Origin of the sequence: Diaphorobacter sp. JS3050 (assembly GCF_013154915.1) — a bacterium.
GTDB classification, from domain to species: domain Bacteria; phylum Pseudomonadota; class Gammaproteobacteria; order Burkholderiales; family Burkholderiaceae_C; genus Diaphorobacter; species Diaphorobacter nitroreducens.
Genome location: NZ_CP053553.1, coordinates 623,109 through 649,506, shown reverse-complemented (window position 1 = coordinate 649,506; position 26,398 = coordinate 623,109). Strand labels below are relative to the sequence as shown.

General features: G+C 68.2%; 25 protein-coding genes. 11 read left to right on the top strand and 14 right to left on the bottom strand.

From position 1 onward, the window contains the following. The first annotated feature begins 68 nt into the window (after positions 1 to 68). Together HND92_RS03120 and HND92_RS03115 are read left to right on the top strand one after the other, a co-directional pair. Entirely contained in the window at positions 69 to 542 is a 474-nt protein-coding gene (locus HND92_RS03120) for a phasin family protein (RefSeq protein ID WP_172205786.1), read from the top strand. Positions 543 to 634: 92 nt separating this feature from the next. After that, on the top strand, positions 635 to 1,297 hold the full coding sequence (locus HND92_RS03115; RefSeq protein ID WP_047350084.1) for a TetR/AcrR family transcriptional regulator: 663 nt from the start codon (positions 635 to 637) through the stop codon (positions 1,295 to 1,297). Positions 1,298 to 1,318: 21 nt separating this feature from the next. Here HND92_RS03115 and HND92_RS03110 read toward each other — a convergent pair whose 3' ends face one another. Beyond that, on the bottom strand, positions 1,319 to 2,095 hold the full coding sequence (locus tag HND92_RS03110) for a type III pantothenate kinase (protein WP_011803993.1): 777 nt from the start codon (positions 2,093 to 2,095) through the stop codon (positions 1,319 to 1,321). A 156-nt stretch (positions 2,096 to 2,251) separates the two neighbouring features. Here HND92_RS03110 and lysM point away from each other — a divergent pair, with 156 nt between their 5' ends. After that, complete coding sequence (gene lysM, locus HND92_RS03105) at positions 2,252 to 2,740, top strand: peptidoglycan-binding protein LysM (protein WP_172205784.1); 489 nt, start codon at positions 2,252 to 2,254, stop codon at positions 2,738 to 2,740. A 93-nt stretch (positions 2,741 to 2,833) separates the two neighbouring features. Here the strand turns inward: lysM and HND92_RS03100 are convergent, their stop codons facing one another. From HND92_RS03100 to HND92_RS03045, 12 genes are all read right to left on the bottom strand, one after another. After that, positions 2,834 to 3,283 (bottom strand): rhodanese-like domain-containing protein, encoded by a 450-nt coding sequence (locus HND92_RS03100; protein ID WP_370567729.1) that lies wholly within the window; start codon positions 3,281 to 3,283, stop codon positions 2,834 to 2,836. A 29-nt stretch (positions 3,284 to 3,312) separates the two neighbouring features. After that, positions 3,313 to 4,233, bottom strand: coding sequence for a M48 family metallopeptidase (locus HND92_RS03095; RefSeq protein ID WP_172205782.1), 921 nt, complete (start codon positions 4,231 to 4,233; stop codon positions 3,313 to 3,315). A gap of 1 nt (position 4,234) precedes the next feature. Then, a complete protein-coding gene (locus HND92_RS03090; protein WP_012655569.1) occupies positions 4,235 to 4,984 on the bottom strand; it encodes a 1-acyl-sn-glycerol-3-phosphate acyltransferase in 750 nt (249 codons plus the stop codon). A 77-nt stretch (positions 4,985 to 5,061) separates the two neighbouring features. After that, the gene (gmhB, locus tag HND92_RS03085; RefSeq protein WP_012655568.1) at positions 5,062 to 5,637 is read right to left on the bottom strand and encodes a D-glycero-beta-D-manno-heptose 1,7-bisphosphate 7-phosphatase; all 576 of its coding nucleotides are present in this window, start codon (positions 5,635 to 5,637) and stop codon (positions 5,062 to 5,064) included. Positions 5,638 to 5,721: 84 nt separating this feature from the next. Continuing rightward, entirely contained in the window at positions 5,722 to 7,977 is a 2,256-nt protein-coding gene (gene glyS / locus HND92_RS03080; RefSeq protein ID WP_172205780.1) for a glycine--tRNA ligase subunit beta, read from the bottom strand. Between the two features lie 30 nt (positions 7,978 to 8,007). After that, on the bottom strand, positions 8,008 to 8,961 hold the full coding sequence (gene glyQ, locus HND92_RS03075) for a glycine--tRNA ligase subunit alpha (RefSeq protein ID WP_011803986.1): 954 nt from the start codon (positions 8,959 to 8,961) through the stop codon (positions 8,008 to 8,010). Between the two features lie 106 nt (positions 8,962 to 9,067). After that, positions 9,068 to 10,291 carry a beta-ketoacyl-ACP synthase I gene (fabB, locus tag HND92_RS03070; protein WP_172205778.1) on the bottom strand — a complete coding sequence of 408 codons (1,224 nt, stop codon included), beginning with the start codon at positions 10,289 to 10,291 and terminating at the stop codon, positions 9,068 to 9,070. Continuing rightward, positions 10,288 to 10,812 (bottom strand): 3-hydroxyacyl-[acyl-carrier-protein] dehydratase FabA, encoded by a 525-nt coding sequence (gene fabA / locus HND92_RS03065; protein WP_172205776.1) that lies wholly within the window; start codon positions 10,810 to 10,812, stop codon positions 10,288 to 10,290. The genes fabB and fabA overlap by 4 nt, the downstream gene beginning before the upstream one ends. Before the next feature lie 183 nt (positions 10,813 to 10,995). Next, positions 10,996 to 12,594, bottom strand: coding sequence for an apolipoprotein N-acyltransferase (gene lnt, locus HND92_RS03060; protein WP_011803983.1), 1,599 nt, complete (start codon positions 12,592 to 12,594; stop codon positions 10,996 to 10,998). Next, the gene (locus tag HND92_RS03055) at positions 12,594 to 13,472 is read right to left on the bottom strand and encodes an HlyC/CorC family transporter (RefSeq protein WP_041835866.1); all 879 of its coding nucleotides are present in this window, start codon (positions 13,470 to 13,472) and stop codon (positions 12,594 to 12,596) included. Before HND92_RS03055 ends, lnt begins: the two co-directional genes overlap by 1 nt. Before the next feature lie 93 nt (positions 13,473 to 13,565). Continuing rightward, positions 13,566 to 14,294, bottom strand: a complete 729-nt coding sequence (locus HND92_RS03050) for a GNAT family N-acetyltransferase (RefSeq protein WP_172205774.1) — start codon at positions 14,292 to 14,294, stop codon at positions 13,566 to 13,568. A gap of 180 nt (positions 14,295 to 14,474) precedes the next feature. Then, a complete protein-coding gene (locus tag HND92_RS03045; protein WP_011803980.1) occupies positions 14,475 to 14,960 on the bottom strand; it encodes an Lrp/AsnC family transcriptional regulator in 486 nt (161 codons plus the stop codon). Positions 14,961 to 15,145: 185 nt separating this feature from the next. Between HND92_RS03045 and hppD the strand changes: the two genes are divergently transcribed. From hppD to phhA, 3 genes are all read left to right on the top strand, one after another. Then, positions 15,146 to 16,264: a 4-hydroxyphenylpyruvate dioxygenase gene (gene hppD / locus HND92_RS03040; protein WP_011803979.1), complete on the top strand. Its 1,119-nt coding sequence runs from the start codon at positions 15,146 to 15,148 to the stop codon at positions 16,262 to 16,264. A 90-nt stretch (positions 16,265 to 16,354) separates the two neighbouring features. Next, entirely contained in the window at positions 16,355 to 17,323 is a 969-nt protein-coding gene (locus HND92_RS03035) for a tripartite tricarboxylate transporter substrate binding protein (protein ID WP_172205772.1), read from the top strand. A gap of 85 nt (positions 17,324 to 17,408) precedes the next feature. Continuing rightward, positions 17,409 to 18,248 carry a phenylalanine 4-monooxygenase gene (gene phhA, locus HND92_RS03030; protein WP_172205770.1) on the top strand — a complete coding sequence of 280 codons (840 nt, stop codon included), beginning with the start codon at positions 17,409 to 17,411 and terminating at the stop codon, positions 18,246 to 18,248. An 18-nt stretch (positions 18,249 to 18,266) separates the two neighbouring features. On the opposite strand, the gene HND92_RS03025 is transcribed toward phhA, so the two are convergent. Then, positions 18,267 to 19,178: a triacylglycerol lipase gene (locus tag HND92_RS03025; protein WP_172205768.1), complete on the bottom strand. Its 912-nt coding sequence runs from the start codon at positions 19,176 to 19,178 to the stop codon at positions 18,267 to 18,269. A gap of 140 nt (positions 19,179 to 19,318) precedes the next feature. On the opposite strand from HND92_RS03025, the gene HND92_RS03020 reads away from it, so the two are divergent. The 5 genes from HND92_RS03020 to HND92_RS03000 all read left to right on the top strand — a co-directional run bounded on the left by HND92_RS03020 (position 19,319) and on the right by HND92_RS03000 (position 26,349). Further along, complete coding sequence (locus tag HND92_RS03020) at positions 19,319 to 21,004, top strand: AMP-binding protein (protein ID WP_047350070.1); 1,686 nt, start codon at positions 19,319 to 19,321, stop codon at positions 21,002 to 21,004. 34 nt (positions 21,005 to 21,038) lie between these two features. Further along, positions 21,039 to 21,965: an MBL fold metallo-hydrolase gene (locus tag HND92_RS03015; RefSeq protein WP_172205766.1), complete on the top strand. Its 927-nt coding sequence runs from the start codon at positions 21,039 to 21,041 to the stop codon at positions 21,963 to 21,965. Positions 21,966 to 22,215: 250 nt separating this feature from the next. Next, positions 22,216 to 24,522, top strand: a complete 2,307-nt coding sequence (locus HND92_RS03010; protein ID WP_172205764.1) for a TonB-dependent siderophore receptor — start codon at positions 22,216 to 22,218, stop codon at positions 24,520 to 24,522. A gap of 52 nt (positions 24,523 to 24,574) precedes the next feature. Beyond that, positions 24,575 to 25,672 carry an alpha-hydroxy acid oxidase gene (locus HND92_RS03005; protein WP_172205761.1) on the top strand — a complete coding sequence of 366 codons (1,098 nt, stop codon included), beginning with the start codon at positions 24,575 to 24,577 and terminating at the stop codon, positions 25,670 to 25,672. Next, a complete protein-coding gene (locus HND92_RS03000; RefSeq protein ID WP_103738538.1) occupies positions 25,666 to 26,349 on the top strand; it encodes a Fe2+-dependent dioxygenase in 684 nt (227 codons plus the stop codon). The genes HND92_RS03005 and HND92_RS03000 overlap by 7 nt, the downstream gene beginning before the upstream one ends. Positions 26,350 to 26,398: the final 49 nt, after the last annotated feature.

Below are 26,398 nucleotides of genomic sequence, written 5' to 3'. Positions count from 1 at the left end.
TGCACCTACATGCGCACGCTGGAGGGCGCCCACAATCACCATTCAGGCCAATGCACAAGGAGTCTCCTATGCCCCACGTTCCTCCCGACGACGACACTGACCCCGCGCGCGAATTCCCACGCATGGCCCGGGAGTCCGCACAGCAAATCTGGCTGGCTGGCCTGGGCGCCTTTGCCAAGGCCCAGGCCGAGGGCGGCAAGGTCTTTGAGGCCCTGGTGCGCGAGGGCATGGCACTGCAGCACAAAACCCAGGACACCGCCCAGGAGCATTGGGGCGAGGCCGCGCAGCGCATGGGGCAGATGGCCTCGGGACTGGGCGAGCGCGCCGCCGGCCAGTGGGACCGGCTGGAGGGCATCTTCGAGGAGCGCGTGTCCAAAGCCCTGCAGCGCCTCGGCGTACCCACCGCGCAGGAAGTGCAGGCCCTGCACGAGCGCATCGACGCCCTCACGCAGGAATTGCAAGCGTTGCAGGAGCGCCAAGCCGACCGCGATGGCGTGACAACCGCGCCGCCGCCGTCGCGCCCATCCACCCACGAGGGTTGAACGACCCTCCGCATCAACCCGGCTGTGCACCCGCGGGCGACTGGAGTAGATTTCCGGAGCACGACAACGCCCCCGATGGGAGGAGACAGCCCATGGCGAAGAAAGCTCCCCGCCGCACCGCCGAGCGCATCCTGGAGTCCAGCCTGGCGCTGTTCAACCGCTTTGGCGAGCCCAACGTCTCCACCACGGCCATCGCCGCGGACCTGCACATCAGCGCAGGCAACCTCTATTACCACTACCCTGCCAAGGACGAGATCGTCAACGCGCTCTTCGCGCGCTACGACGAGGCGCTGAGCGGCCTGCTGCACGCGGGTGCGGACGTGCAGGACGTGGAGGACGCGTGGTTCTTCATGCACACGCTGTTCGAGTTGATCTGGCAGTACCGCTTCTTCTACCGCGACCTGAACAACCTGCTGTCGTGCAACCGCCGGCTGGAAGAGCAGTTCCCCGTGCTGCTACAAGCCAAGACCGCCGCCATGCACGATCTGCTGCAGGCATTGCGGCGCCGTGGCGCCTTGCAGATGGAACCGGCGGACGCCATGCAGCCTACCGCGACCAGCATGGTGGTGGTGCTGACCTACTGGCTCAGCTTCGAGTATGTGCGCGCTCCGCGCCAGGCGCTGGAACCCGAGAGCGCGCAGGCTGCGCTGCTGCACGGCGCGCGGCATGTGCTGGGGCTGCTCATGCCCTACCTGGAGCCCACCCAGCGTGCGCACCTGGCGCGGCTGGTCGGGGCCTACGACCAGGCCGGTTAACACCCGCGCTGGCGGGCCGTGTCAGGCCGGCAGCTCGGCAAACCGGCGCGCCGCGATCTCCAGCAGGCCGTCAAAGATCAGGTTTTCCACCAACTCGAACGGGCGCGTCATGCTTGGCGCCATCTTCCAGCCCGCACCGCCGGTCATCATGCAGGCGGGTTCCTGCCCGCAGTGCTGCCGCAGGTGCTGGTACATGCGCTCCACCGCGCCGGCAATGGCATAGGTGCCGCCGCTGGTCAGCGCATCGCTGGTGTTGGATGGGAAAAGGCGCACCTCGCCCGTGGGCACGTGCAGCCCCGCGGTGCCGGACTCCAGCGCGCGCAGCATGATGCCGTGGCCGGGCAGGATCAGGCCGCCCAGGAAGCGCCCCTCCGCGTCCAGGGCCTCCACCGTCACGGCGGTGCCCACCATCACCACGATCAGCGGCCGCGCGGGCCCCTGGGCCAGCAGGCGGTGGCGCGCACCGATCATGGCCACCCAGCGATCCGCGCCCAGGCGGGTGGGATGGTCGTAGCCGTTGATGACGCCGGCTTCCTGCGCGGACGGCACCACCCAGCGCGCGGGCACGTCCCACAGCTCCATCTGCTCGGCCACGCGGCGCTTGACCGCGTCGCCCGCCACCACGCAGCCCAGCATATGCCGGGGCGCGGGCAGGTGGGACCACGGGCCCTCGGCCAGGCGTTCGATATGGTCCAGGAATTCAGCGCCATGGGCCAGCAGGCCGGCACCGGGCTGCGCTGCGTCGAACAACGCCCACTTGAGACGGGTGTTGCCCACGTCGATGGCCAGGAAAGTCATGGCGCGGATTATCCGTTTTTTGCCTTTGCCTCCCGCAGAGCGCCGCAAATGCACGCGCTGCCGCCGGCGCGGGCGTTTTTCCGACATGGCGGTGCCGGACAGGACGGCTATAGTGGTCCCGACCGTTTCTGCAACCCCCAAGAAGGAGAGAAAGCCATGGGTCTTTTCAGTTTCATCAAGGAAGCCGGCGAGAAGCTGTTTGGCGGCAAGGACGCGCAGGCTTCCACAGCCGCCGCGCCCACGCAGGCCGAGCTCAACGACAAGGCCGGCAAGGCCATCGAGGCCTACATCGCGTCGCAGAACCTGGGCGTGAGCGACGTGCAGGTCCAGTTCGAAGGCCCCGAGGGCAAGGTGACGGTGAAGGGCACCGCACCTACGCAGGCGGCCAAGGAAAAGGTCACCCTGTGCTGCGGCAACGTGGCCAGCGTGACCAGCGTGGACAACCAGATGAGCGTGACCAACCCCGAGCCCGAAGCGCAGTACCACGACGTGGTGCGCGGCGACACGCTGAGCGCCATCGCCAAGAAGTTCTATGGCGACGCCAACAAGTACCCGGTGATCTTCGAGGCCAACAAGCCCATGCTGACCCACCCCGACAAGATCTACCCCGGCCAGAAGCTGCGCATTCCGCCGCTGGCCAAGTAAACTCCGGCAATCTCAAGCCAAAACGGCTGCCAGCGCTTGCACATCAAGCGCTGGCAGCTATTTTTTTGAGAGCAAAAAACTCCAGCAACCCGCTCAGCCCTGCCGCCACGGCAGGCCGCGAAAGCGCCAGCCGCTGCGCCGGTTGCGCTGGCCGTTCTCGTCCGGCTCGCCCTCGAAGCCTTCCAGGATGTTGTAGGCCGTGATGCCCAGCTCGGTCGCGCGCCGCGCCGCGGCCACCGAGCGCACGCCGCTGCGGCACAACAGCACCGCCGTGCCGCCGGGCGGCACTGCCGCGCGCAACTGCGCGTCGAAATCGGCATTGGGCTGCATGCCGGGCCATTGCTTCCAGGCCGCGGCCACGGCGCCGGGCACGAAGCCCACCCAGTCGCGCTCGGCATCGGTGCGCACGTCCACCAGCACCGCCTGGCCGGCGCGCACCCATTGCCACGCCAGCGGCGGGCTCACGTCGCCGGCGTAGCCCTCGGCGGGCAGGGGTTGCTCAGAAGCGTGGAGGTCGGGCGTGGGCGTGTTCATGGCGGCCATTCTGGCAGACCATGGCCGCCGCGCGCCCATCAGTCCCAGGGCGGCGCGGGCTGCTCGCGCAGGCTGCGGCGCAGCGCGGCGTAGTCGGGCACCACGGTGGCCACGGTATCCCAGAAGCGCGGGCTGTGGTCCATCACGCGCAGGTGCGACAGCTCGTGCGCGACCACGTAGTCGATGATGGCCGGGCGGTAGTGCATGAGCCGCCAGTTCAGCCGGATGGAGCCGTCGGCCCGCGCGCTGCCCCAGCGGGTGTTGGCGCTGGACAGGCGCAGCCGCGTCCAGCGCACATCCAGCAGCGGCGCGAAGTGGTGCAGCCGCTCGGTGAAACAGCGGCGCGCATCGCGCATCAGCCAGGCCTGCACCGCGTCGCGCACCTGGGCGGGCGCGGCGCTGCGCGCCAGGGCGATGCGCAGCGCGCGACCGGTTGCGCCGCCCTGCTCCTCGAGCGCTCCACCGCGCGCGGCGAAGCCGTGCGTAGGGTCCAGCACCACGGTGAGCGGCTCGCCCAGGTAGGGCAGCACGGCGCCGTCGCCCCAGACGATGCGCGCGCGCTCTTCCTGCTGGCGGCGCGCCTGCTGCTCGCCAAGCTTGCGCAGGATCCATGGCGCCTTGTCGCGCAACGCGGCATCCACGCCCGCCAGCGTGACCCAGGAGGGCGCGCGCACGGACAGGCCGTCGGGCCCCACGGTGAAGCCGATGGAACGCCGGCGCGCACGCTGCAGCGCATAGGCCACCACCGCGTCGCCCAGCAGCACCTCGCGGCTGGCCGCCGGGTGGCGGAACACGGCGGGCGTGAGCAGATCGCCCAGCGGCGGCGCTGGCGCTACTAATAAAGGAGCTTCTGGCGCTTGTTGGACCGGCGCCATCGCCCGTTTCGGCTGTGGCACCTCGGAATCCGGGCTGCTCCCGCCGCCCAGGAAGTCCAGCGCCAGCTGCACCAGCCGCTGCATGTCAGCCGGCGGTGGGGGGGTAGGCGTCGGGGTCCAGGCGGCGCATCTCGCCCTCGATCCACGCCTCCACCTCGCGCATCAGCTCGTCAGGCTTGCGCCCCTCGGTGGGGATGGGCCGGCCGACGGACACGTGCACCACCCCCGGGCGCTTGATGAAGGCCTTGCGCGGCCAGACCGTGGCCGAGGTCACGGCGATCGGCACCACGGGCACGCCGGCGTCGATGGCCAGGCGCGTGCCGCCGCTCTTGTAGTCGCCCTTGGCGCCGCGTTCCGTGCGCGTGCCCTCGGGGAACATGATGACCCAGGTGCCCTTGGCCAACAGGCGGCGGCCTTGCTGCAGCACCTTGGCGAAGGCGCGGGCGCGCTGGCCGCGGTCGATGTGGATCATGTCCAGGCTGCCGATGGACCAGCCGAAGAACGGCACCGAGAGCAGTTCCTTCTTGAACACATAGGCGAGGGGGTGCGGCATGATGGCCGGCATCAGGAAGGTCTCGTAGGTGGACTGGTGCTTGACCAGCAGCACCGCGCCCTGCTGCTCGCCCTGGGGCAGGTGCTCCATGCCGGTGATCTGCGTGCGGATGCCCAGCAGCCAGCGCGCCGAATCGATGCACAGCTTCAGCCAGGCGCGCGCCACGCGGTAGCGCGCCGCCGGGCTGCCGCCCAGCACACGCACCAGCAGGATGCCCAGGGTGTAGGGGACTACGGTGACGACCATCACCAGCAGATGAAGAATGGAGCGGATCAGTGCCATGAAGCAGTTTTCAGTGTTTTTGGCCTCTAGCGCCTATGCAGTAAGCGCCAGCAGCTATCAATTCAATAGTCTTCGCATCACAGGGCCACGGGCAGGCTGGCGCCGTTCTGCGGGGCGATGAAATCCGCCAGCGCGCCCAGGCTGGCATGGGCGCGCGTGCCGGCGGGCCAGCCGGGCGGCAGGCTCTGGCGCGGGTCCAGGTGGGCCGAGCGACCGGTGCAGACCATGTGCAGTTGCGCGCCCAGCTCGCTCGCCGCCTGCAGGTGGGCCGCACTGCTGCCCGCCACCAGAATTTCCTGCCCCTCCGCGCCGTAGCGATCGCGGATCTGCTCCATCAGGCCCGGAGCGGGCTTGCGGCAGTGGCATTGCTCGCTCTCGGTGTGAGGGCAGTAGAACACCGCGTCGATGCGCCCACCCAGCGTGGCCAGCTGCCGGTGCATCTTCGCATGGATGGCCACCAGGGTCTGCGCATCGAAGAGGCCGCGGCCCAGGCCCGGCTGGTTGGTGGCCACCACCACATGCCAGCCCGCGTGGTTCAGCCGCGCCACGGCCTCCAGCGCGCCAGGCACCGGCACCCATTCGTCGGGCGAAGCGATGAAGCCATCGCCCAGCGCGTTGAGCGTTCCGTCTCGGTCCAGGATGGCGAGTTTCATGGCGCGATTATCAAAGCAACGCTGCCGCGCCGTCCGCGTCCGCCGTCACCGGCGTAACGGTCCAGGCCCCACAGCCGCGCACGGTCACACCGCCAGGCGCGAGAGGTCGGCCACGCGGTTCATCGCCATGTGCAGCTTCTTGAGCAGGCCCTGGCGGTTCAGGCGCAACGCCAGTTCCTCGGCATTGACCATCACGTCGTCGAAGAACGCGTCCACGGGCGCGCGCAGCACGGCCAGGGTTTGCAGGCTGGCGGTGTAGTCGCCGCTGTCGAACTGGGCGTTGGCCTCGGGCACGAAGCGCTGCAGCGCGGCGTACAGGTCCTTCTCGGCGGGCTCCTGCAGCAGTTCCTCATTCACGTGCGGATCCACCTCGCCGGCCTTCTTCAGGATGTTGGTCACGCGCTTGTTGGCAGCGGCCAGCGCGGGCGCTTCTTCCAGTTGGGTGAAAGCACGCACGGCCTCCAACTGGCGGGGCACCAGGGCCAGGCGCTGCGGGCGCAGGGCGATGACGGCGTCCACCTCCTGGGCGCTGTATCCCTGCTCGCGCAGGGAGCCAGCCAGGCGGTCGTAGATGAAGTCGGCTAGCAGATCAGGTGTCTCCGCAGCGAGCTCCCGATGCGTGGTCACCACTGCCGTCTGCAGTTGCCCAGAGGTCTTCGCGATCAGCTTGGCATCTTCCTTCAACCCAACCTCTGTCAACGACCTGTTCATCACGCTGTAGGCATCCTCTAAAAGTGCCTGCAGGTCCAGCGGCAACTCTTTCTCGACCAGCATGCGGATCACGCCCAGCGCATGGCGACGCAGCGCAAACGGGTCGCGGTCGCCCGTGGGCAGGTTGCCGATGCCGAACATGCCCACCAGCGTCTCCAGCTTGTCGGCCAGCGCGACGACCACGCCCACGTTCTCGCGCGGCAGCGCGTCGCCGGCAAAGCGGGGCTTGTAATGGTCCTCGATGGCGTGCGCCACCTCGTCGGGCAGGCCGTCGCTCACCGCGTAGTAGCCGCCCATGATGCCCTGCAGCTCGGGGAACTCGCCCACCATGTCGGTGACCAGGTCGGTCTTGGCCAGCAGCGCGGCGTTGTCCACGCAGGTCAGCAGATAGTCCTGGGCGATCTCGCCTTCCTGGGAGTCCAGCGCCGCGTTGCCTTGCGCAAGCGCCGTGAACAGCTGCGTGGCGATGGCCTTGGCGATATGGCGCACCCGCTCCACGCGTTCACCCTGCGTGCCCAGCTTGTTGTGGTAGACCACCTTGGCCAGTTGCTCCACGCGGCTGACCAGGGTCTTCTTGCGGTCCTGGTCGAAGAAGAACTTGGCGTCCGCCAGGCGCGGGCGCACCACGCGCTCGTTGCCCTGGATGACGGCGCTGGCGTCCTGCGGGCTGATGTTGCTCACCACCAGGAACTGGTGGGTGAGCTTGCCCTCGGCATCCAGCAGCGGGAAGTACTTCTGGTTGGCCTTCATGGTGAGGATCAGGCACTCCTGCGGCACGGCGAGGAACTCCTTCTCGAATTCGCAGACCAGCACGTTCGGGCGCTCGACCAGCGCCGTTACTTCGTCCAGCAGGGCGGCGTCTTCGATCGGCCGCACGCCACCGCCTACACGGTCGGCGGCCGCCTGCAGCTGGCGCGCGATCTCGGCGCGGCGCTCGGCAAAGCTAGCAATCACCGCGCCTTCGCTGCGCAGTTGCTCGGCGTAGCTGTCGGCGCTCTGGATCACGACCGGGTCCACGGAGGCCTCGAAGCGGTGGCCGTGCGTGGTGTTGCCGGCCGTCAGGCCCAGGGCCTGCACGCCGACGAGCACCTGCGTGCCGTGGAGCGCCACCAGGCCGTGGGCCGGGCGCACGAAATGCACGCTGGTCCAACCGTCCTGCAGCTGGTAGCGCATCACCTTCGGGATCGGCAGCTTGGCAATGGCCTCGTCCAGCGCCTTCTGCAGGCCGTCGGCCAGCAGCGCGCCCTTGGCCATGCTTTCGAAGAACAGCACCTCGGCCTTGCCATCGTGCACGCGCTTGAGCTGCGGCACGCTGGCGGCGTCGGCGCCCAGCGCGGTCAGCTTCTTGAGCAGCGCCGGCGTGGGCTGGCCGCTCGCATCCAGACCCACGGCCACGGGCATGAGCTTTTGCGACACCGCCTTGTCGGCCGCGGCGGGCAGCACTTCGGTGATGTGCGCCGCCAGCCGGCGCGGCGAGGCAAAGGCGGTGAGCTGCGAATGTGCCGAGGTCAGGCCCTGCGCCTGCAGTTGCTCCAGCAGCACGCCCGCGAAGGCATCGCCGAGCTTTTGCAACGCCTTCGGGGGCAGTTCTTCGACAAACAGTTCGACAAGAAGATTCTGGTGATTCATGGTGTGTTTCTCGCTGCGCGGCGCGTGCGCTCAGGCGGCCTTCTTGTTCTGTTGTTCCGCGGCCTTGGCCAGCTCGGCCAGCACCTCGTCGGCATGCGCCTTGGGCGCCATGGGGAAGCCCAGGCGCGCACGGCTGTCCAGGTAGGCCTTGGCCACGGCGCGCGCCAGGTTGCGGATGCGGCCGATGTAGGCGGCGCGCTCGGTCACGGAGATCGCCCCGCGCGCATCCAGCAGGTTGAACGTGTGCGCCGCCTTGAGCACCTGCTCGTAGGCCGGCAGCGCGAGCTGCTCGCCCATCAGGTGGTTGGCCTGCTTTTCATGGGCGCCGAAGGCGGTGAAGAGGAACTCGGCGTCGGAATGCTCGAAGTTGTAGGTGGACTGCTCCACCTCGTTCTGGTGGTACACGTCGCCATAGGTCAATTTCGCGCCATTCGGGCCCTCGGTCCAGGTCAGGTTGTAGACGTTGTCCACGCCCTGCAGGTACATGGCCAGGCGCTCCAGGCCGTAAGTGATCTCGCCCGTGGCGGGCTTGCAGTCGATGCCGCCGACCTGCTGGAAATAGGTGAACTGCGTCACCTCCATGCCGTTGAGCCACACCTCCCAGCCCAGGCCCCAGGCGCCCAGCGTGGGGTTCTCCCAGTCGTCCTCAACGAAGCGGATGTCGTTCTTCTTGAGGTCAAAGCCCAAGGCTTCGAGCGAGCCCAGGTACAGCTCCAGAATGTTGTCGGGCGCGGGCTTGAGCACCACCTGGTACTGGTAGTAGTGCTGCAGGCGGTTGGGGTTCTCGCCATAGCGGCCGTCCTTGGGGCGGCGGCTGGGCTGCACGTAGGCGGCCTTCCAGGGCTCCGGGCCCAGAGCTCTCAAAAACGTAGCTGTATGCGACGTACCGGCGCCCACTTCCATGTCATAGGGCTGCAAGAGTGCGCAACCCTGGTCGGCCCAATAGGACTGCAGTTTGAGGATGATTTGTTGGAATGTCAGCATGGCTGTGTGTCTGAGAGAGCGGGCGCGCTCGCACGCGCGAACCGGCAATTTTAGGCGTCCAAGCAAAACGGGGGCCGCAGCCCCCGTCGCACCTGGCCCGAGGCCGTCACTGGCCCTGCCAGCGGCGCAGCACCAGGCTGGCGTTGGTGCCGCCAAAGCCGAAGCTGTTGGACAGCACGTGGGTCAACTGCGCGTCGCGCGTGTGGGTCACCAGCGGCATGGAGCCCAGCAGCGGGTCGGGCGTCTCCACGTTGGCCGAACCGGCGATGAAGCCCTTGTTCAGCATGATCAGGCAGTAGATCGCTTCCTGCACGCCGGTGGCGCCCAGCGAATGGCCGGTGAGCGACTTGGTGCTGGAGAACGGCGGCACGGCATCGCCGAACACCGCCTGCATCGCACGCACTTCCTGCATGTCGCCCACAGGCGTGGAGGTGCCGTGGGTGTTGATGTAGTCGATGGGCGCGCCCAGTCCTTCCATGGCCTGCTGCATGCAGGCGATGGCGCCGTCGCCCGACGGGGCCACCATGTCCTCACCGTCGCTCGTGGCGCCGAAGCCCACGACCTCACCCAGGATGGTGGCGCCGCGTGCCAGTGCATGCTCCAGGCTTTCCAGCACCACGGCACCACCGCCGCCGGCGATCACGAAGCCGTCGCGGTTGGCGTCATAGGCGCGCGAGGCCTTCTCGGGCGTGGCGTTGTACTTGCTGGACATGGCGCCCATGCCGTCGAACAGCAGCGACATGCCCCAGGACAGCTCTTCGCCGCCGCCGGCGAACATCACGTCCTGCAGGCCCCAGGCGATCTGCTGCGCAGCGGCGCCGATGCAGTGCGCCGAGGTGGAGCAGGCCGAGGTAATGGAATAGTTGATGCCCTTGACCTTGAAGTTGGTCGCGAGGCACGCCGAGACGGTGGAGCTCATGCAGCGCGTGACCTGGTAGGGTCCCACGCGGCGGATGCCTTTTTCGCGCAGCGTGTCGGCCGCCTCGATCTGGTTGGCGGGAGAGCCGCCGCCCGAGCCCATGATGAGGCCGGTGCGCGGGTGGCTGACCTGTTCGGGGGTGAGGCCGGCCTGCTGGATGGCGTCTTCCAGGGCAATCTGCGCATAGGCCGCGGCGTCGCCCATGAAGCGCAGCTGCTTGCGGTCGATGCGCGCCTCGACGTCGATCTCAGGCACGCCCCCCACCTGGCTGCGCAGGCCCAGCTCGGTGAACTGGGGCACGGCCTTGATGCCGGAGCGGCTGGCGCGCAGCGCCTCCTCCACGGTCTGCAGATCGTTGCCAATGCACGAGACGATGCCCGCGCCCGTGATCACCACCCGTTTCTTGGTCATGCTGCGCTTCCCTGTGCGTCGCCTTCGCGCAGGAACAGACCCACGCGCAGGTCGTTGGCCACGTAGATTTCCTTGCCGTCGGCCAGCAGGCGTGCATCGCCGATGGCCATGTTGAGTTTGCGCTTGATGACGCGCTTGATGTCGATTTCGTAGGTCACGAGCTTTACGTCCGGGCCCACCTCGCCGGTGAACTTGACCTCGCCCGCGCCCAGCGCGCGGCCACGGCCCGGCAGGCGCAGCCAGGTGAGATAGAAGCCGATGAGCTGCCACATGGCATCCAGCCCCAGGCAGCCGGGCATGACCGGGTCACCCTGGAAATGGCAGGCGAAGAACCACAGGTCGGGCTTGACGTCGAGTTCGGCCACGATCCTTCCCAGGCCATGCGCGCCGCCGTCGGTGTCGATGTGCGTGATGCGATCGAACATCAGCATGGGGGGCAGGGGCAGGCGCCCGCTGTCCGGACCGAACAACCGGCCCTCGCCCGAGGCGATGAGTTGTTCGTACGAGAAGGAATCAGCCATTGTCAATCGTGCTCCAGACGGCCCGTGCCGCCGCGGTAGGTGGTTGTCGTTGATGCAAAAAAATCAGCGCGCGGCCCGCGGCCACGGGCGGCGAAGGCCCTCTATTATCCAGGCTCGCGCGCGCTCTGGCCTGTAACCGTGCCCCGGGAAAGCCCGCTGGCTACCGCGCCGGGATGATCTGGATCAATTTCCAGCCCGCGCCCGCCCTGTGCGCCCGCGCAGGCACCAGGCCAGCCCCGCCACTGCAAACCCGAGCGCCCACAGGGGCCAAAGCCCCCAGCGCGCCACCCACCGGGCGTACGGCGTGGCGGCGCCACCACGCCCCTGCACCTGGGCGCGCAGCACGCCGCGCTGATAGGCCGGCATGCGGTGCGTGACCTGCCCGCGGTGGTCGATCACCGCCGTGGCGCCGGTGTTGGTGGCACGCACCATGGGACGCTCGAACTCCAGCGCGCGCAGACGGCTGATGGCCAGGTGCTGGTCCACCGCCACGGTGTTGCCGAACCAGCCGATGTTGCTCAGGTTCACGAGGATGGTCGGGCTGCTCGCCGGGTCGAGAAAGCGCACGCCGATTTCCTCGCCGAACAAGTCCTCGTAGCAGATATTGGGCGCTATGCGCTCGCCGGCCCACGCCAGCGACGGCTGACCCACCGCGCCGCGGTTGAAGTCGCCCAGGGGGATGTTCATCATCTCGGTGAACCAGCGGAAGAACGGCGGGATGAACTCGCCGAACGGCACCAGGTGGTGCTTGTCGTAGCGGTAGGGCTGCGGCTGCTCTGGCGCAAAGCCCAGCACCGAGTTGGTATAGCCCTCTTCCAGGCTGCCCAGCGGGATGCCCAGCAGCAGCGCCTGGCCGCCCGCGGCATAGCGCTCGGCCATGCCCTCCAAATAGCCGGGCACCAGCTGCTGCGGCAGCAGGGGGATGGCCGTCTCGGGCGCCACCACCAGGCTGGCCTTGGCCGCGTGGATCTGGTCGTAATACCACTGCAGCGCCATCGGCACGCCACTGCCGGGCTGGAACTTCTCGTCCTGCGGGATGTTGCCCTGCAGCAGCGCCAGCGACAGCGGCGCATGCACGGGCGGCGGCGCACCGCAGCCCTCGACGGCGCAGTGGCGCTGCCAGGCGGCCCCTGCCCCCACGGCCGTGAGCGCGAGGACGAGCGCCCAGGCACGTGCGTTGCGCAGGTCGGCGCGGCGCGCCTGCGCCAGCAACATGGCCAAGAGCGCCGCCGCGGCACCGATGCCGTACACGCCCACGCTGCGCGCCAGCGCGGCCAGGGGCCCCTGCACATGCGCGTAGCCGCCTGCGCCCCACGGAAAGCCGGTCCACCATTGGCCGCGCGCCAATTCCGCCAACAACCACAGCGCAGCAAAAACGATAGCTGCCAGCGCTCTATGGACGGGCGCTAGAGCCCAAAAACATGCAGAAACCGCTGCGTAATAACTGCCGAGGAACGCCGCCAGCCCCAGCACCGCCAGCACGGCCAGCGGCGCGGCCAGTCCCCCATACGTGTGCATGGAGATGAACAGCCACCAGAACGTACCCGCGAGCCACGCCGTGGCGAACACCCAGCCCAGCAGGCCGGCCCGGCGTGTACCGCCGGCGCCCAGCAGCACATGCGCCCACAAGGCCAGCGACAGGATCTGCAGCCACCACAGCGGCTGCCCGCCCCAGGGCCAGGCCAGCGATGCGGCCTGCGCCAGCCCGGCCACCAGTGCCAGCACCCAGGGCAACGGGCCGCGGCGCGGTGCGTGCGCGGCCAGGGGCGGTGCGACGGCCATCAGCGTTCGGACTCGGGCGTGGCCGCCGCCGGTGCGACCTTGAACCAGCGCACCGACCCGCCCTTGGTGTGCATCACCACAAACTGCAGGCCGCCGAGCACCACGGACTCTCCCTTGCGCGGCATGCGGCCCAGCTCGTGCGCGATCAGGCCGCCGATGGTGTCAAAGCTCTCATCGGGGTCGCTGCCCTGCAGCGCCACGCCGAAGGCCTCGGCCACGCGCTCCACGGGCGTGTCGCCGCTCACGCGGAAGGTGCGGTCGGCCAGGCCGAAGATGTCGCCCTCGTCCTCGGGGATATCGAACTCGTCCTCGATCTCGCCCACGATCTGCTCGATCACGTCCTCGAACGTCACCAGACCGGCGATGCGGCCGAACTCGTCGATGGCGATGGCCATGTGGTTGCGCGTGTTGCGGAATTCCCGCCCCAGGTCATGCAGGCCCTTGCTCTCGGGCACGAACAGCGCCGGGCGCACCAGCGTGCGCACGTTCAGCCCCGGCGAGCGCCAGAGCTTGAGCAGATCCTTGGCCAGCAGGATGCCGATGATGTTGTCGCGCTCGCCCTGGTACACCGGAAAGCGCGAGTGCGCGGTGTGCAGCACCTGGTGCATGAGCTCATCCACCGGCGCGTCGATGTCCAGCATGTCCATGCGTGGCGCGGGCACCAGCACGTCGCCCGCGGTCATCTCGGCCATGCGCAGCACGCGCTCCAGCATCACCCGCGCATCGGCGTTGATGACGTCGTTGTCCTCGGCCTCGGCCAGCGTGGCGATGAGCTCGGCCGTCGAGTCCGGCCCGGGGTTGATGAACTCGACGAGGCGCTGCAGGAACGTGCGCTTGTCCTCCTTGTCGGAGGCGCGCGCAGGGTGGGGGTCGGACACGGGGACGGGTGCAGGTTGTGCAGGGAGTGGATCAGCCCCCAAGGATAGCGGATCGCCCCGCGCACCCGCGGGGCACGCCGGGGGCGCGCCTGCCTACTCGGCGGCCTGGTGGCGGCCGTCGCGCACGCCCTGGCGGATTTCCTGCAGGTCGGCCAGGAAACGCCAGAACTGCCGCGCCTGCTTCTTGAGCTGGTAGTCCACTTCGCCGAAATGCTCGGCCATGATCTCGGACACGCGCGTGTCGAAGCGCGCGGGCGGCAACTGCAAGTACGCCTCGGACTCGGATCCGTCGCGGCGCACCGTGGCGCCGGCATTGCGCGCGATCTTGAGCATGGCCGTGTTCTCGGTGAGCGCGTGGATGAACATCATGCTCACGCCGCGGTTGCGCGCCAGCATCACCGCGCGCTCGAACAGCCGCGCGCCGTAGCCGCGCCCGCGCGCCGTGGCCGAGACCGAGACGCCGAACTCGGCGCAGCTTTCGTACTCGCCCGATGGCGCAAACGCCACATGGGCCATGGCGATCAACTCCAGGCGGCGGTTGAAGATGCCGAACACCTCGTCGCGCGAGAAGTCCAGCAACTCGGCGTAGCGGCGCGCCTGGTCGTCGTTGGCGGCGTAGCCAAAGCGCAGGTAACGGTCGCGCGGCTCCAGGCGCAGCAGGTGGGCGGCAATGCGCTCGCGGTGCTGCGGGCCGAGCGAACGGATGGGCACCATCACAGTGTTCATGGCAAAACCTCGGTGGAAGCGTCCCTCGGCGGTGGGGCGCAGCATTTGTCGCCCTGCATTCCAGGAAGCGCGAAGCCAGTCTTTGGTTGAAAGCATGATGCGGCCGATTCTAGGGTTTTCCCTAGGAATCTGGGGCGCATATGCTGCAATGCAACAAAAAAGTGGGGGAAATCAAATCCAAGGGAAAAATAGCCTCTAGCCCTTACCCAGTAAGCGCAAGCAGCTATCAATACAGGACTTCCTCTGTCCGCCACGCGACTGCCGTGCCTTTTTTATCTACACCGGCAGGGCGGTAGTGGCCTTGACCCGGTCCAGCACGAAGCTGGTCTTGCAGTCCTGCACGCTGGGGTGCTTGAGCAGCGTGTCCATGATGAAGCGGCTGTAGTGCGCCATGTCGGCCACCACCACGCGCAGCAGGTAGTCCATCTCGCCGGTGAGCGACGCGCACTCCACCACCTCGGGCCAGGTCTGCACGCTGGCGCGGAACAGGTCCATCGGGTTGCGCTTGTGGCTCTCGGTGTGCTTTTCCAGGCGCACGTTCAGGTAGGCGGTCAGTCCCAGGCCCACGCGCTCGGGGCGTACCAGTGCCACGTAGCGGTCGATCACGCCCTCTTCCTCCAGCCGCTTGGCGCGGCGCAACACGGCGCTGGGCGACAGGCCCACCTGTTCGCCGATCACGTCATAGGTCTCGCGGCCGTTGTCCTGCAGGCGGCGCAGGATGGCACGGTCCAGCTTGTCGAGGGCGGGGGTGCGTTCGCTCATGGCGGCGGATTCTAGGCAAGCGCCGCACGAGACGCACCCGCGTGTTCCCTAACGCGAAATGACTGCACATCGCATTGACGTTGCGCAACATTCCTGCATATCCACGCTCAAACCCGTGCGCATTCGCCAGAAACATGAGCCCCGCCCCTCCTACAGTGAAGCGACACACCCTAAGGAGACTGACGATGACTGCCGCCCTGCCCCTTCGCGCCACCCACGACGCCGACGCCTGGGAGAACCCCATGGGCCTGATGGGCTTCGAGTTCGTGGAGTTCACCTCGCCCACCCCGGGGCTGCTGGAAGCGGTCTTCGAGAAGCTGGGATTCACGCTCGTGGCGCGCCACCGGTCCAAGGACGTGCTGCTGTACCGGCAGAACCAGATCAACTTCATCCTGAACCGCGAGCCGGCCAGCCAGGCCGCGTACTTTGGCGCCGAACACGGCCCCTCGGCCTGCGGGCTGGCCTTTCGCGTGAAGGATTCGCACCAGGCCTACCGGCGTGCGCTGGAGCTGGGCGCCCAGCCGATCGAGATCCCCACCGGTCCCATGGAACTGCGCCTGCCGGCCATCAAGGGCATCGGCGGCGCGCCGCTGTACCTGATCGACCGCTTCGAGGACGGCAAGTCCATCTACGACATCGACTTCGACTTCCTGCCCGGCGTGGACCGGCGCCCGGTGGGGCACGGCCTGAACGAGATCGACCACCTCACGCACAACGTGTACCGGGGCCGCATGGGATTCTGGGCCAATTTCTACGAAAAGCTCTTCAACTTCCGCGAGATCCGCTACTTCGACATCCAGGGCGAGTACACGGGCCTGACGTCGAAGGCCATGACGGCGCCGGACGGCAAGATCCGCATCCCGCTGAACGAAGAGGCCAAGCAGGGCGGCGGGCAGATCGAGGAATTCCTGATGCAGTTCAACGGCGAGGGCATCCAGCACATCGCGCTGATCTGCGACTCGCTCGTCGAGGTGGTGGACAAGCTGGGGCTGGCGGGCGTGCCCCTGGCCCCAGCCCCCAACGACATCTATTACGACATGCTGGACACCCGCCTGCCGAGTCACGGCCAGAACGTGGCGGAACTGCAGGCGCGCGGCATCCTGCTGGACGGCACCACGGCCGACGGCACACCCCGTCTGCTGCTGCAGATCTTCTCCACGCCCATGCTGGGGCCGGTGTTCTTTGAGTTCATCGAACGCCAGGGCAACTACCGCGAGGGTTTCGGCGAAGGCAACTTCAAGGCGCTGTTCGAATCGCTGGAGCGTGACCAGATCCGGCGCGGCGTCCTGCAGACCCAGGCGTGAGCCCTGGGCGCGGCCCGGCCATGGAATGACGCACTGCAACAACGGCTTTCTATACTGAGCGCCCTTTCAAAGAGACTCGGGAGAAATTCAATGTTGCGTCGCCGTCAATTGGTGGGTTCCCTTGCGCTGTGCATGGCTTGCGCCGTACAGGCACAGAACGCATCCGCCCCCATGACCATCGTGGTGCCCTACGCGGCCGGAGGCCCGCTCGACAAGAGCGCGCGCATCCTGGCCGAAGGGGCACAGGCCCAGCTCGGGCCCATCCAGGTGCAGAACAAGCCGGGCGCCGGCGGCAACCTGGGCGCAGACACGGTGGCCAAGGCGCCCAAGAGCGGCAACCTGCTGGTGATGGGTGCGGTCGCCACCCATGCCGTGAACCCATGGCTGTACAAGAATTTCCCCTACAACCCGGTCAAGGATTTCACGCCCATCGTGCTCGTCGCCCGCACACCGAACGTGCTGGTGATGAGCGCCGAACGGGCCAAGGCGTTGGATATCAGCACCACCACCGACCTCGTGAAGTACATGAAGGCCCACCCGGACCAGCTCAAGTACGGCTCGGGCGGCAACGGCAGCATCGGCCACATCGCCGGGGAGATGTTCAAGTCGCTCACCAACACGCGCATGCCCCATGCGCCCTTCCAGGGCGCGGGTCCGGCGCTCAAGGCGCTGCAGGACGGCGGCGTGGACATCGTGTTCGACAACCTGGCGTCGTCACTGCCGCTGATCCAGGGCGGCAAGCTCAAGGCGCTGGGCGTGACATCGCTGGGCAGCGACGACGCCCTGCCCCACGTGCCCAGCATCAACAGCGAGGTGCCCGGCTTCAACGTGTCCACCTGGTTCGGGCTGTTTGCCCCCGCCACGCTGCCCGCCGCCGATGCACAGAAGTACGCCACGGCGTTCTCGAAAGCCATGCACTCGCCGGCCGGCAAGGCGCAGTTCCAGAAGATGGGCCTGACGCCCGAAGAACTCACGCTGGGCGGCTTCGGCAGCTTCGTGCGCTCGGAACTGGGCAAGTACGAATTCCTCATCAAGGCCGCCAAGATCCACATCGACTGAACGCCGTCCTGCACTCCCGCCCGCCGGCCCACACCAGGCCGGCGGTGCACGACGACGGCGCGGTTCCAACAAGGAGACAAGCACCATGGGACAAGCCCCCGTCGTCTACGGACAATCCAGCCGCCCGCCGCGCGGCGACTATTCGCGTGCGCAGGAGGATTACACCTGCGCGCAGAACTTCGCGGCCTACACCGCCGCCGACCACGACACCTACCACCGCCTGTACCAGCGCCAGTCGGCCCAGCTGCAGGGCCTGGCGAGCAAGGCCTTCATCCAGGCCCTGCCGCTGCTGGGCGCCAAGGAGCGCATCCCGCGCTTCGATGACGTGAACGAACGCCTGTACCGCGCCACGCGCTGGGAGCTGGTGGCCGTGCCGGGGCTGATCCCCGAGGTGCCGTTCTTCTCGCTGCTGGCGAACCGCAAATTCCCGGTCACCGACTGGATCCGCACGCCCCAGGAGTTCGACTACATCGTCGAGCCCGACGTGTTCCACGACCTGTTCGGCCACGTGCCGCTGCTGTTCAACCCGGTGTTTGCCGACTATGTGCAGCGCTATGGCGAAGGAGGCCTGAAAGCGGCGGGACTGGGCGCCTGCGAGATGCTCTCGCGGCTGTACTGGTACACGATCGAGTTCGGCCTGATCCGCGAGCAAGGCGGGCTGCGCGCCTATGGCGCGGGCATCCTCAGCTCGCGCGGCGAACTGCCCTACGCCGTGCACAGTCCCGAGCCGCAGCGCCTGCCACTGGAGCTGGAACGCACCATGCGCACGCGCTACAAGATCGACACCTACCAGCAGACCTACTTCGTGATCGACAGCTTCGAGCAGCTCTTCGAACTCACGGCGCAGGATTTCGCGCCGATCTACGAACGGCTGCGCGGCCAGCCCGAGTTCGCGGCCGATGCGCGCGAGCCGCTCCCGGCCTGAAGCGCGTCGCCGACACGCTCAGGGCTGCTCGAGCAGCGCCAGGCAGTCCTGCAGCACGCGCGGGTGAAACGCCATCTCCACGTGCGCCACCCCCTCGATGAAGCGGTTGTCCGCGCCCTGCAGCATTGCGGCCGCGGGCGGATAGACCACGTTGTCGCAGTTGGAGTACCAGCACACGAAGGCCGCGGCGCGTGCCGGCGGCTCGTCTTGACCCAACTGGTGCACCCAGGGGCCGTGCAACCGCATCTGCCGGCCATTGGTGCTGCGTGCGCCGCGCGCGGGCCAGGTGCCGTGGTGCGGCGATCCCAGCGTGACGATGCGGTGCACGCGCTGCTCGCTGCCCGGCACGGCGCGCAGCCAGGCGCGTGCGGCCAGACCGCCCATGCTGTGGCCCACGATCAGCGGCGCCCGCCCGGTGGCCTCGGCCACGCGGCGCACGGCATCGTCGATGGTGCGGCAGTAGTCGTCGATGGAGCCGAAGGCGGGCTCCAGGGTCACGGCCACGAAGGCATGGCCGCGCGCACGCAGCAGCGCCAGCCAGGGCGTCCAGAACCCTCGGTTGCACAGGAAGCCGTGCACCAGCACCACGCCGCGCGGGCCGGGCACGTCCGACGCGCGCGGTGGCAGCCAGTCCGCCACGGCCTGGTGGCGGAACGGCTGCCACCAACCGAAGACCAGGCTGGCCCAGCGTGACTCGGCCCACCAGGCGCGCAGCAGCTGCCCGGCGCGCGGACGCGGCGTCGCATCCCCCCGGCAAACCCAGGCCATCAAGAAAAATTGCGGCGCCATGCCCAGGCGGAACATCAGCGGGACCGCGGCCACGCCCGCCAGCGCCAGCGCCGGCGAACGGCCCCAGAACCAGGCCATCCAGCCCGCGATCAACAGCAGATGCACGGCCACCGCCCAGCGTTGCCAACGCGCGTTCGTCATGAAGCTCCCTTGTGGTGGTTGTGGTGTGTCGCTTGGGTGACCTCTGCGGCATCCGGACTAGGACAAGCCCGGTATGGCGCGTGCAAGGCCACTTCCACAATCGGTGCGATCTTGCCCCATACCGCAACGAGGACCCTTGCATGGAACGAATCTGGCTCAAGAACTACCCCGCTGGCGTGCCGCACGACGTGGATGCCGATGCCTACCCCTCGGTGGCGCAGATGCTGGAGGAATCCTTCCACCGCCACGCCGACAGCCCGTTCTCGGTGTGCATGGACCGGTGGATGAGCTACCGCGAACTCGACCGCCTGTCAGCCCGGCTCGGCGCGTGGCTGCAGGGCCAGGGTCTCGCACCCGGTGCGCGCGTGGCCATCATGCTGCCCAATGTGCCGCAGTTCGCGGTGACCATGGCCGCCGTGCTGCGCGCGGGCTACACGTGCGTGAACGTGAACCCGCTGTACACCGCGCGCGAGCTGGAGCACCAGCTCAAGGACTCGGGCGCCACGGCCATCGTCATCCTGGAGAACTTCGCGCACACGCTGGCCGAGGTGATCGACCACACGGCCGTGCAGCACGTGGTGATCGCCTCCATGGGCGACCTGCTGGGCGCCTGGTACGGACGCTGGATCACCTTTGCCGTGCGCCACCTGGCCAAGATGGTGCCCGCGTACGAGCTGCCCCTGACGGGCGGGCGCCAAGTGATCAGTTTCAAGCGCGCGCTGGCCCTGGGCGAGCGGCGCACGCTGACCCCGGCGCGCGTCGCGCCCGACACTCCGGCCTTCCTGCAGTACACGGGCGGCACCACGGGCCTGTCCAAAGGCGCAGTGCTCACCCAGCGCAACATCGTCGCCGCGACGCTGCAGGCCGAGGCCTGGTTCACCCCCGCGCTGGGCAAGATCGGCGACCTGAGCCGCGCCAACAGCATTGCCGCGCTGCCGCTGTACCACATCTTCGCGCTCACGCTGTGCCTGCTGGCCATCCGCCAGGGCTCGCGCCTGACGCTGATCCCGAACCCGCGGGACATCCCCAAGTTCGTGGAGGTGCTGAAGAAGCGCCCCTTCCACATGCTGCCCGCCGTGAACACGCTGTTCAACGCACTGCTGCAGAACCCGCAGTTCCGCCATCTGGATTTCTCGCAGCTGTGCGTGGCGCAGGCCGGCGGCATGGCCGCGACCGAGGCCACGGCCCAGCAGTGGAAGGCCGTGACGGGCGCCACCATGATCGAAGGCTGGGGCATGAGCGAGACCTGCGCCATCGGCACCAACAACCCGGTGAACAGCACCGCCTTCAGCGGCAGCATCGGCCTGCCGCTGCCGGGCATCGACATCGCCATCAAGGACGACGCAGGCGCGAGCCTGCCCATCGGCTCGGCGGGCGAAATCTGCATCAAGGGCCCCAACGTGATGCCCGGCTACTACAACCAACCCGAGGAAAATGCCAAGGCCTTCACGCCCGACGGCTTCATGCGCACGGGCGACATCGGCGTGATGGACGAGGAGGGCTATACGCGCATCATCGACCGCAAGAAGGACATGATCCTGGTGAGCGGCTTCAACGTCTTCCCCAACGAACTGGAGCAGGTGGTGGCCCTGTGCCCGGGCGTGCTGGAATGCGCCGCCGTGGGCGTGGCCGACGACAAGCAGGGCGAGGCCATCAAGGTGTTCGTGGTGCGCAGCGACCCCTCGCTGACCGAGGACGACGTGGTGCGCTACTGCCATGAACACCTGACCGGCTACAAGCGGCCAAAATACATCGAATTCCGCGACGAACTGCCCAAGACCAACGTGGGCAAGATCCTGCGACGGGAGCTGCGCGACGGCAAGTGATGCCGCGCTCCGGTTACTCCAATTTTCATAGCTGATGCCGCTTGTTCCACCTGCCCTACCGCCGGAAATCATTGTCATCGAGCGCGGCTGGCTGTCGGCCAACAACGTGCTGCTGTTGGGGCGCGACTGCACGGCGCTGGTGGACAGCGGCTACTGCGCCCACGCGCCGCAAACCGTGGCGCTGGTGGAGTCGGCGCTGGACGGGCGTGTGCTGGACCAGTTGCTCAATACCCACCTGCACAGCGACCATTGCGGCGGCAATGCCGCGCTGCAGGCGCGCTGGCCGCAGCTTGCCACCCGCATCCCCCCGGGGCAGTGGGCACAGGTGCAGGACTGGGACCCGGTGGCGCTGAGCTACGTGCCCACCGGCCAGGAGTGCCCGCGCTTTCGTGCCGACGGCGTGCTGCCCCCCGGCACCGAGGTGCAGCTGGGCGACCGCGCGTGGCAGGTGCACGCAGCCCCGGGGCATGACACCCATGCCGTGGTGCTGTTCGAGCCGCACGCGCGCGTGCTGATCTCGGGCGACGCGCTCTGGGAGAACGGCTTCGGCGTGGTGTTCCCCGAACTGGACGGCGAGCAGGCTTTTGCCGAGGTGGGCGCCACGCTGGACCTGATCGAGCGGCTGGACCCGCTCACCGTGATCCCCGGCCACGGCAGCGTGTTTGGCGACGTGCCCGCCGCGCTGGCGCGGGCGCGGCGCCGGCTGGCGGGTTTCGAGGCCGACCCGGTCAAACACGCGCGCCACGCGGCCAAGGTGCTGCTCAAGTACAAGCTGCTGGAATGGCAGCAGGCGCCGCTGGCGCAAGTGCATGCCTGGTTGGCTGCCACACCGTACTTCGGCATGCTGCACCAGCGACACTTTGCGCAGCAGACCGCATCCGTCTGGGCCGAGCAGCTGATGCAGGAACTGGTGGACGCCGGCGCGGCCCGGCGCGAGGGCGGCGCGCTGCTCAACGCCTGATCGCCCTGCCGCCGTGTGCCATCCGGTAACGGGGCACGCGCCAGCATTGGCCGAATGCTTGCCGCGCTGGGCGGGACTTGGCGGGACTTCGCGCGCCCAACCGTGTGTTTGTTGCCAAACCACCACAAAACACCACTGCTGCTGACGTTTCCGCCACTGTGGGTGAGGCATTTTTGCATTTATTGACGCAAACGAGATTGATTCGCAACAATAATCCCTGGCGAATAATTCCAACCTCTCGTTTCCAGCAATGCCCTCCTCCTCCCCTCTCAAGAAGCCCAAGAGCCTGCGCATGGCCGCAGCCCTGCTGCCGCTGAGCGCCATCGCCCAGGTGCAGCCCACGCCCGCCCCCGTCACCACGCTGCCCACGGTGACGGTGCAGGAGCAGGCCATCGATCCCAACCCCAACGCCGAGGTCGGCGCGCCCTACAAGGCCAAGACCTCCGCCGACACGCGCCACACCCGCCCGCTGGCCGAGACGCCGCAGACCATCCAAGTGGTCACCGGCGAGGCCATCCGCGACTCCGGCGCCACCGACCTCAAGCAGATCCTGGCCGCGCAGCCCGGCATCACCCTGGGCACGGGCGAAAACGGCAACGCCTTTGGCGACCGCTACATCATCCGCGGCCAGGAGGCGCGCTCGGACGTGTTCGTGGACGGCCTGCGCGACCCCGGCATGACCACGCGCGAGAGCTTCGCCATCGAGCAGGTGGAAGTCACCAAGGGCCCCAACTCCAGCTTCGCGGGCCGCGGCTCGGCGGGCGGCGCGGTGAACGCCGTGACCAAGCAGGCCACGCTGGACTATGACTTCACCCGCGTGTCCGCCGGCGTGGGCACCGACAGCCACCACCGCGTGACGCTGGACATGAACAAGGGCTTCTCCGACAAGTTCGCCCTGCGCGCCAACGCCCTGACCTCGGGCGAGGACGTGCCGGGCCGCAGCCCCTCGCAGCGCCGCCGCGACGGCCTGGCGCTGTCGGGCCTGTGGGAGCTGAACCAAGACCTGTCCGTCACGCTGGACTACTACGGCCTGCGCGCCAAGGACAAGCATCCCGACCTGGGCGGCTACCTCGTGGGCACGGTGCCCAACCGCCGCCCCGCCACGGGTGTGCCGGTCTATGCGCAGAACAGCGACTTCCTGAATTCCGACGTGGACACGGTCACCGCGCGCATCGCCTACCGCTTTGCGCCCGACCTCAAACTCACCAGCCTGACGCGCTACGGCCAGTCGGACAACCGCTACGCCACCACGGGAGCCTCCAACGGCACGGTGCTGGACGCGGCCAACAACCCGATCGGCACGGCCGGCGTGCTGGACGGCGGCCACACCGGCTGGCAGGACGTGAAATATTTCGCGCACCAGAGCAACCTGCGCTGGGACAAGCAGATCGGCAGCCTCAAGCATGAATTCATCTTCGGCTTCGAATACACCGACCACAAGGTGAAGTCCGGCAACTACGGCGTGACCAACACCGGCGCCACCAACTGCCGCGTTTCGGGCCGCAACGGCCCGCAGGCCGGCTGGTGCATCACTGATCTGAACGGCAACCCCGTGAGCAACCTGGGCGACCTGGCCGGCCGCAGCTACGAACGCCGCAGTTGGACACGCGACTGGCGCGTGAAGACCTTCGCGCTGTCGGCCATGGACACGGTGGACCTGACCGACCAGTGGACCGTGTTCGGCGGCCTGCGCGCCGACCACTACGACCTGTCGCTGGACACCCGCAACAACCAGACGGGCGCGATCACGGGCAACTACGGCTTCACCGACACACTGCTCAACGGGCACCTGGGTGTGAGCTACAAGATCAACCCCATGGGTATGGTCTATGCAAGCTACGGCACGGCGCAGGACATCAACGGCGGCGAACCCGACACCGGCACGAGCAGCGGCTACGGCGGCCTGGTGATCCACAACGGCAGCGCCGCCGGCGCCAAGCCCGAGACCTCGCAGAACATCGAGCTGGGCACCAAGTGGAACCTGCTGGACGACAAGCTGCTGGCCACCGCCGCCGTGTTCCAGACCACCAAGGACGACGTGATGGAGGGTGCCAACTACGACACTGAAGGCACCTTCAACACCGGCAAGAACCGCGTGCGCGGCATCGAACTGGGCCTGGCCGGCAATCTCACCAAGAACTTCCAGCTGCAAGCCGGAGCGGCGATCATGAAATCCAAGGTGCTGCGCTCGGCCGTGGCGTCCAACGTGGGCAACCCGCTGTCCAACTTCGCCGACCGCTCCTTCACCGTACAGGGCAAGTACCAGCTCACGCGCGACTTCTCCTTCGGCGCCGTGGCGCGCTACGAGAGCAGCCGCTGCGGCGGCCAGCCCGACACCGGTGCCGGCTACACCAACGGCATGTGCTCGCAGCCGGTGCCCTCGTTCAGCGTGTACGACCTGTTCGCGTCCTACCGCATCAACAAGCACGCCGACCTGCGCCTGAACGTGCTGAACGTGACCGACAAGGACTACTACACCGCCGTGTACCGCTCGGGCGCCTTCCTGTACAAGGGCGACGGCCGCGCAGTGCGCCTGACGTTGAACCTGGACTTGTAATCAAATCGGCCGCTAGCGCCTGATGGACAAGCGCTGGCAGCTATCAAATTTGATGACACCACATATTCCCGCAGGCGTCTGGAACGCCATCGACTACGAACGGCTCGCGCCCCAGCACATGGACGCGGGCCGTCTTGCCTATGTGGCCGGCGGCTGCGGCTGGGACCGCACGGTGGCCGCCAACTGCGCCGCCTTCGCCGCCTGGGCCATCGTGCCGCGCCTGCTGCGCGACGTGCGCGGCGGCCACACGCGGCTCACGCTGGGTGGGCTGGACCTGCCCCACCCGCTGCTGCTGGCCCCGGTGGCGCACCAGCGCCTGGCCCACTCCGAGGCAGAAGTCGCCACCGCCCGCGCCGCCCAGGCCACGGGCACCTGCCTGGTGGCCAGCACGCTGTCATCGTGCACGCTGGAGACGATCGCGGGTGCCGCCGGCCCCGCGCGCTGGTTCCAGCTGTACCTGCAGCCCGAGCGAAAACACACGCTCGCCCTGCTGCGCCGCGCCGAGGCCGCGGGCTACCGCGCCATCGTGCTCACGCTGGACGCCAGCATCCAGCTGGCCAGCCGCAGCGCGCTGCAGGCGGGTTTTGTGATGCCCGCCGACTGCACGCCCGCCAACCTGGCGGCCTACCCACCGCCCGCGCCGCCCGTACTGGGCGCGGACGACAGCCGCATCTTCCAGGGCGCCATGCGCCACGCCCCTACCTGGGACGACCTGCGCTGGCTGCTGGGCGAGACCCGCCTGCCCGTATGGATCAAGGGCGTCATGCACCCCGACGACGCCCGCGCGCTGCAGGCGGCGGGCGCGGCCGGCCTCATCGTCTCCAACCACGGCGGGCGCAGCCTGGACGGCGCGCCCGCGTCCCTGCATCGCCTGCCCGCCGTGCGCGCCGCCGTGGGCGAGGGCTACCCCGTGCTGCTGGACGGCGGCGTGCGCAGCGGCGCCGACGCCTTCAAGGCCCTGGCACTGGGCGCCGACGCCGTGCTCATCGGCCGCCTGCAGATGTACGCCCTGGCCGTGGCGGGTGCGCTGGGCGTGGCCCACATGCTGCAGCTGCTGACCGAGGAGCTGCACGCCTGCATGGCCCAGGCCGGCTGTGCCCAGCTCTGCGACATCACCCCCAATTGCCTCACACCGCAACCACCATGCTGATCTCCATCGACCAGGTCCTCTCCAAGACGGAGGTGCGCGACTTTCGCGCCCAACTGGACGCCGCCGCCTGGGACGACGGCGCCGCCACCGCCGGCACGCTGGCCAAGAGCGTCAAGCGCAACCAGCAGATCACCGACGGCAGCGAACTCTGCCAGCGCCTGGGCCAGCACATCCTGCGCCGGCTGAGCAGCACGCCGCTGTTCATCAGCGCCGCGCTGCCGCGCACCATCTACCCGCCGAAGTTCAACCGCTACGCCGACGGCGGCACCTACGGCGCGCACGTGGACAGCGCGCTCATGTTCCTGCCCGGCAGCCACCAGCAGATGCGCACCGACCTGTCGGCCACGCTGTTCCTGGCCGAGCCCGAGGAATACGACGGCGGCGAGCTGGAAGTGGAGGGCCCCTTCGGCGTGCAGGCCGTGAAGCTGGCCGCCGGCGACATGGTGCTGTACCCCTCCAGCAGCCTGCACCGCGTCACGCCCGTCACGCGCGGGGCGCGCGTGGCATCGTTCTTCTGGATCGAGAGCCTGGTGCAGGACGAGGGCGAGCGCACGCTGCTGTTCGACCTGGACCAGTCCATCCAGCAACTCACGCCGCTGGTGGCGCCCGACGACCCGCGCCTGGTACAGCTCACGGGCGTGTACCACAACCTGCTGCGCCGCTGGGCCAGGCCCTGAGCACACCCGCGAACGATCACCGCAACCCATTCTTTTCCGGCAAGAAAGA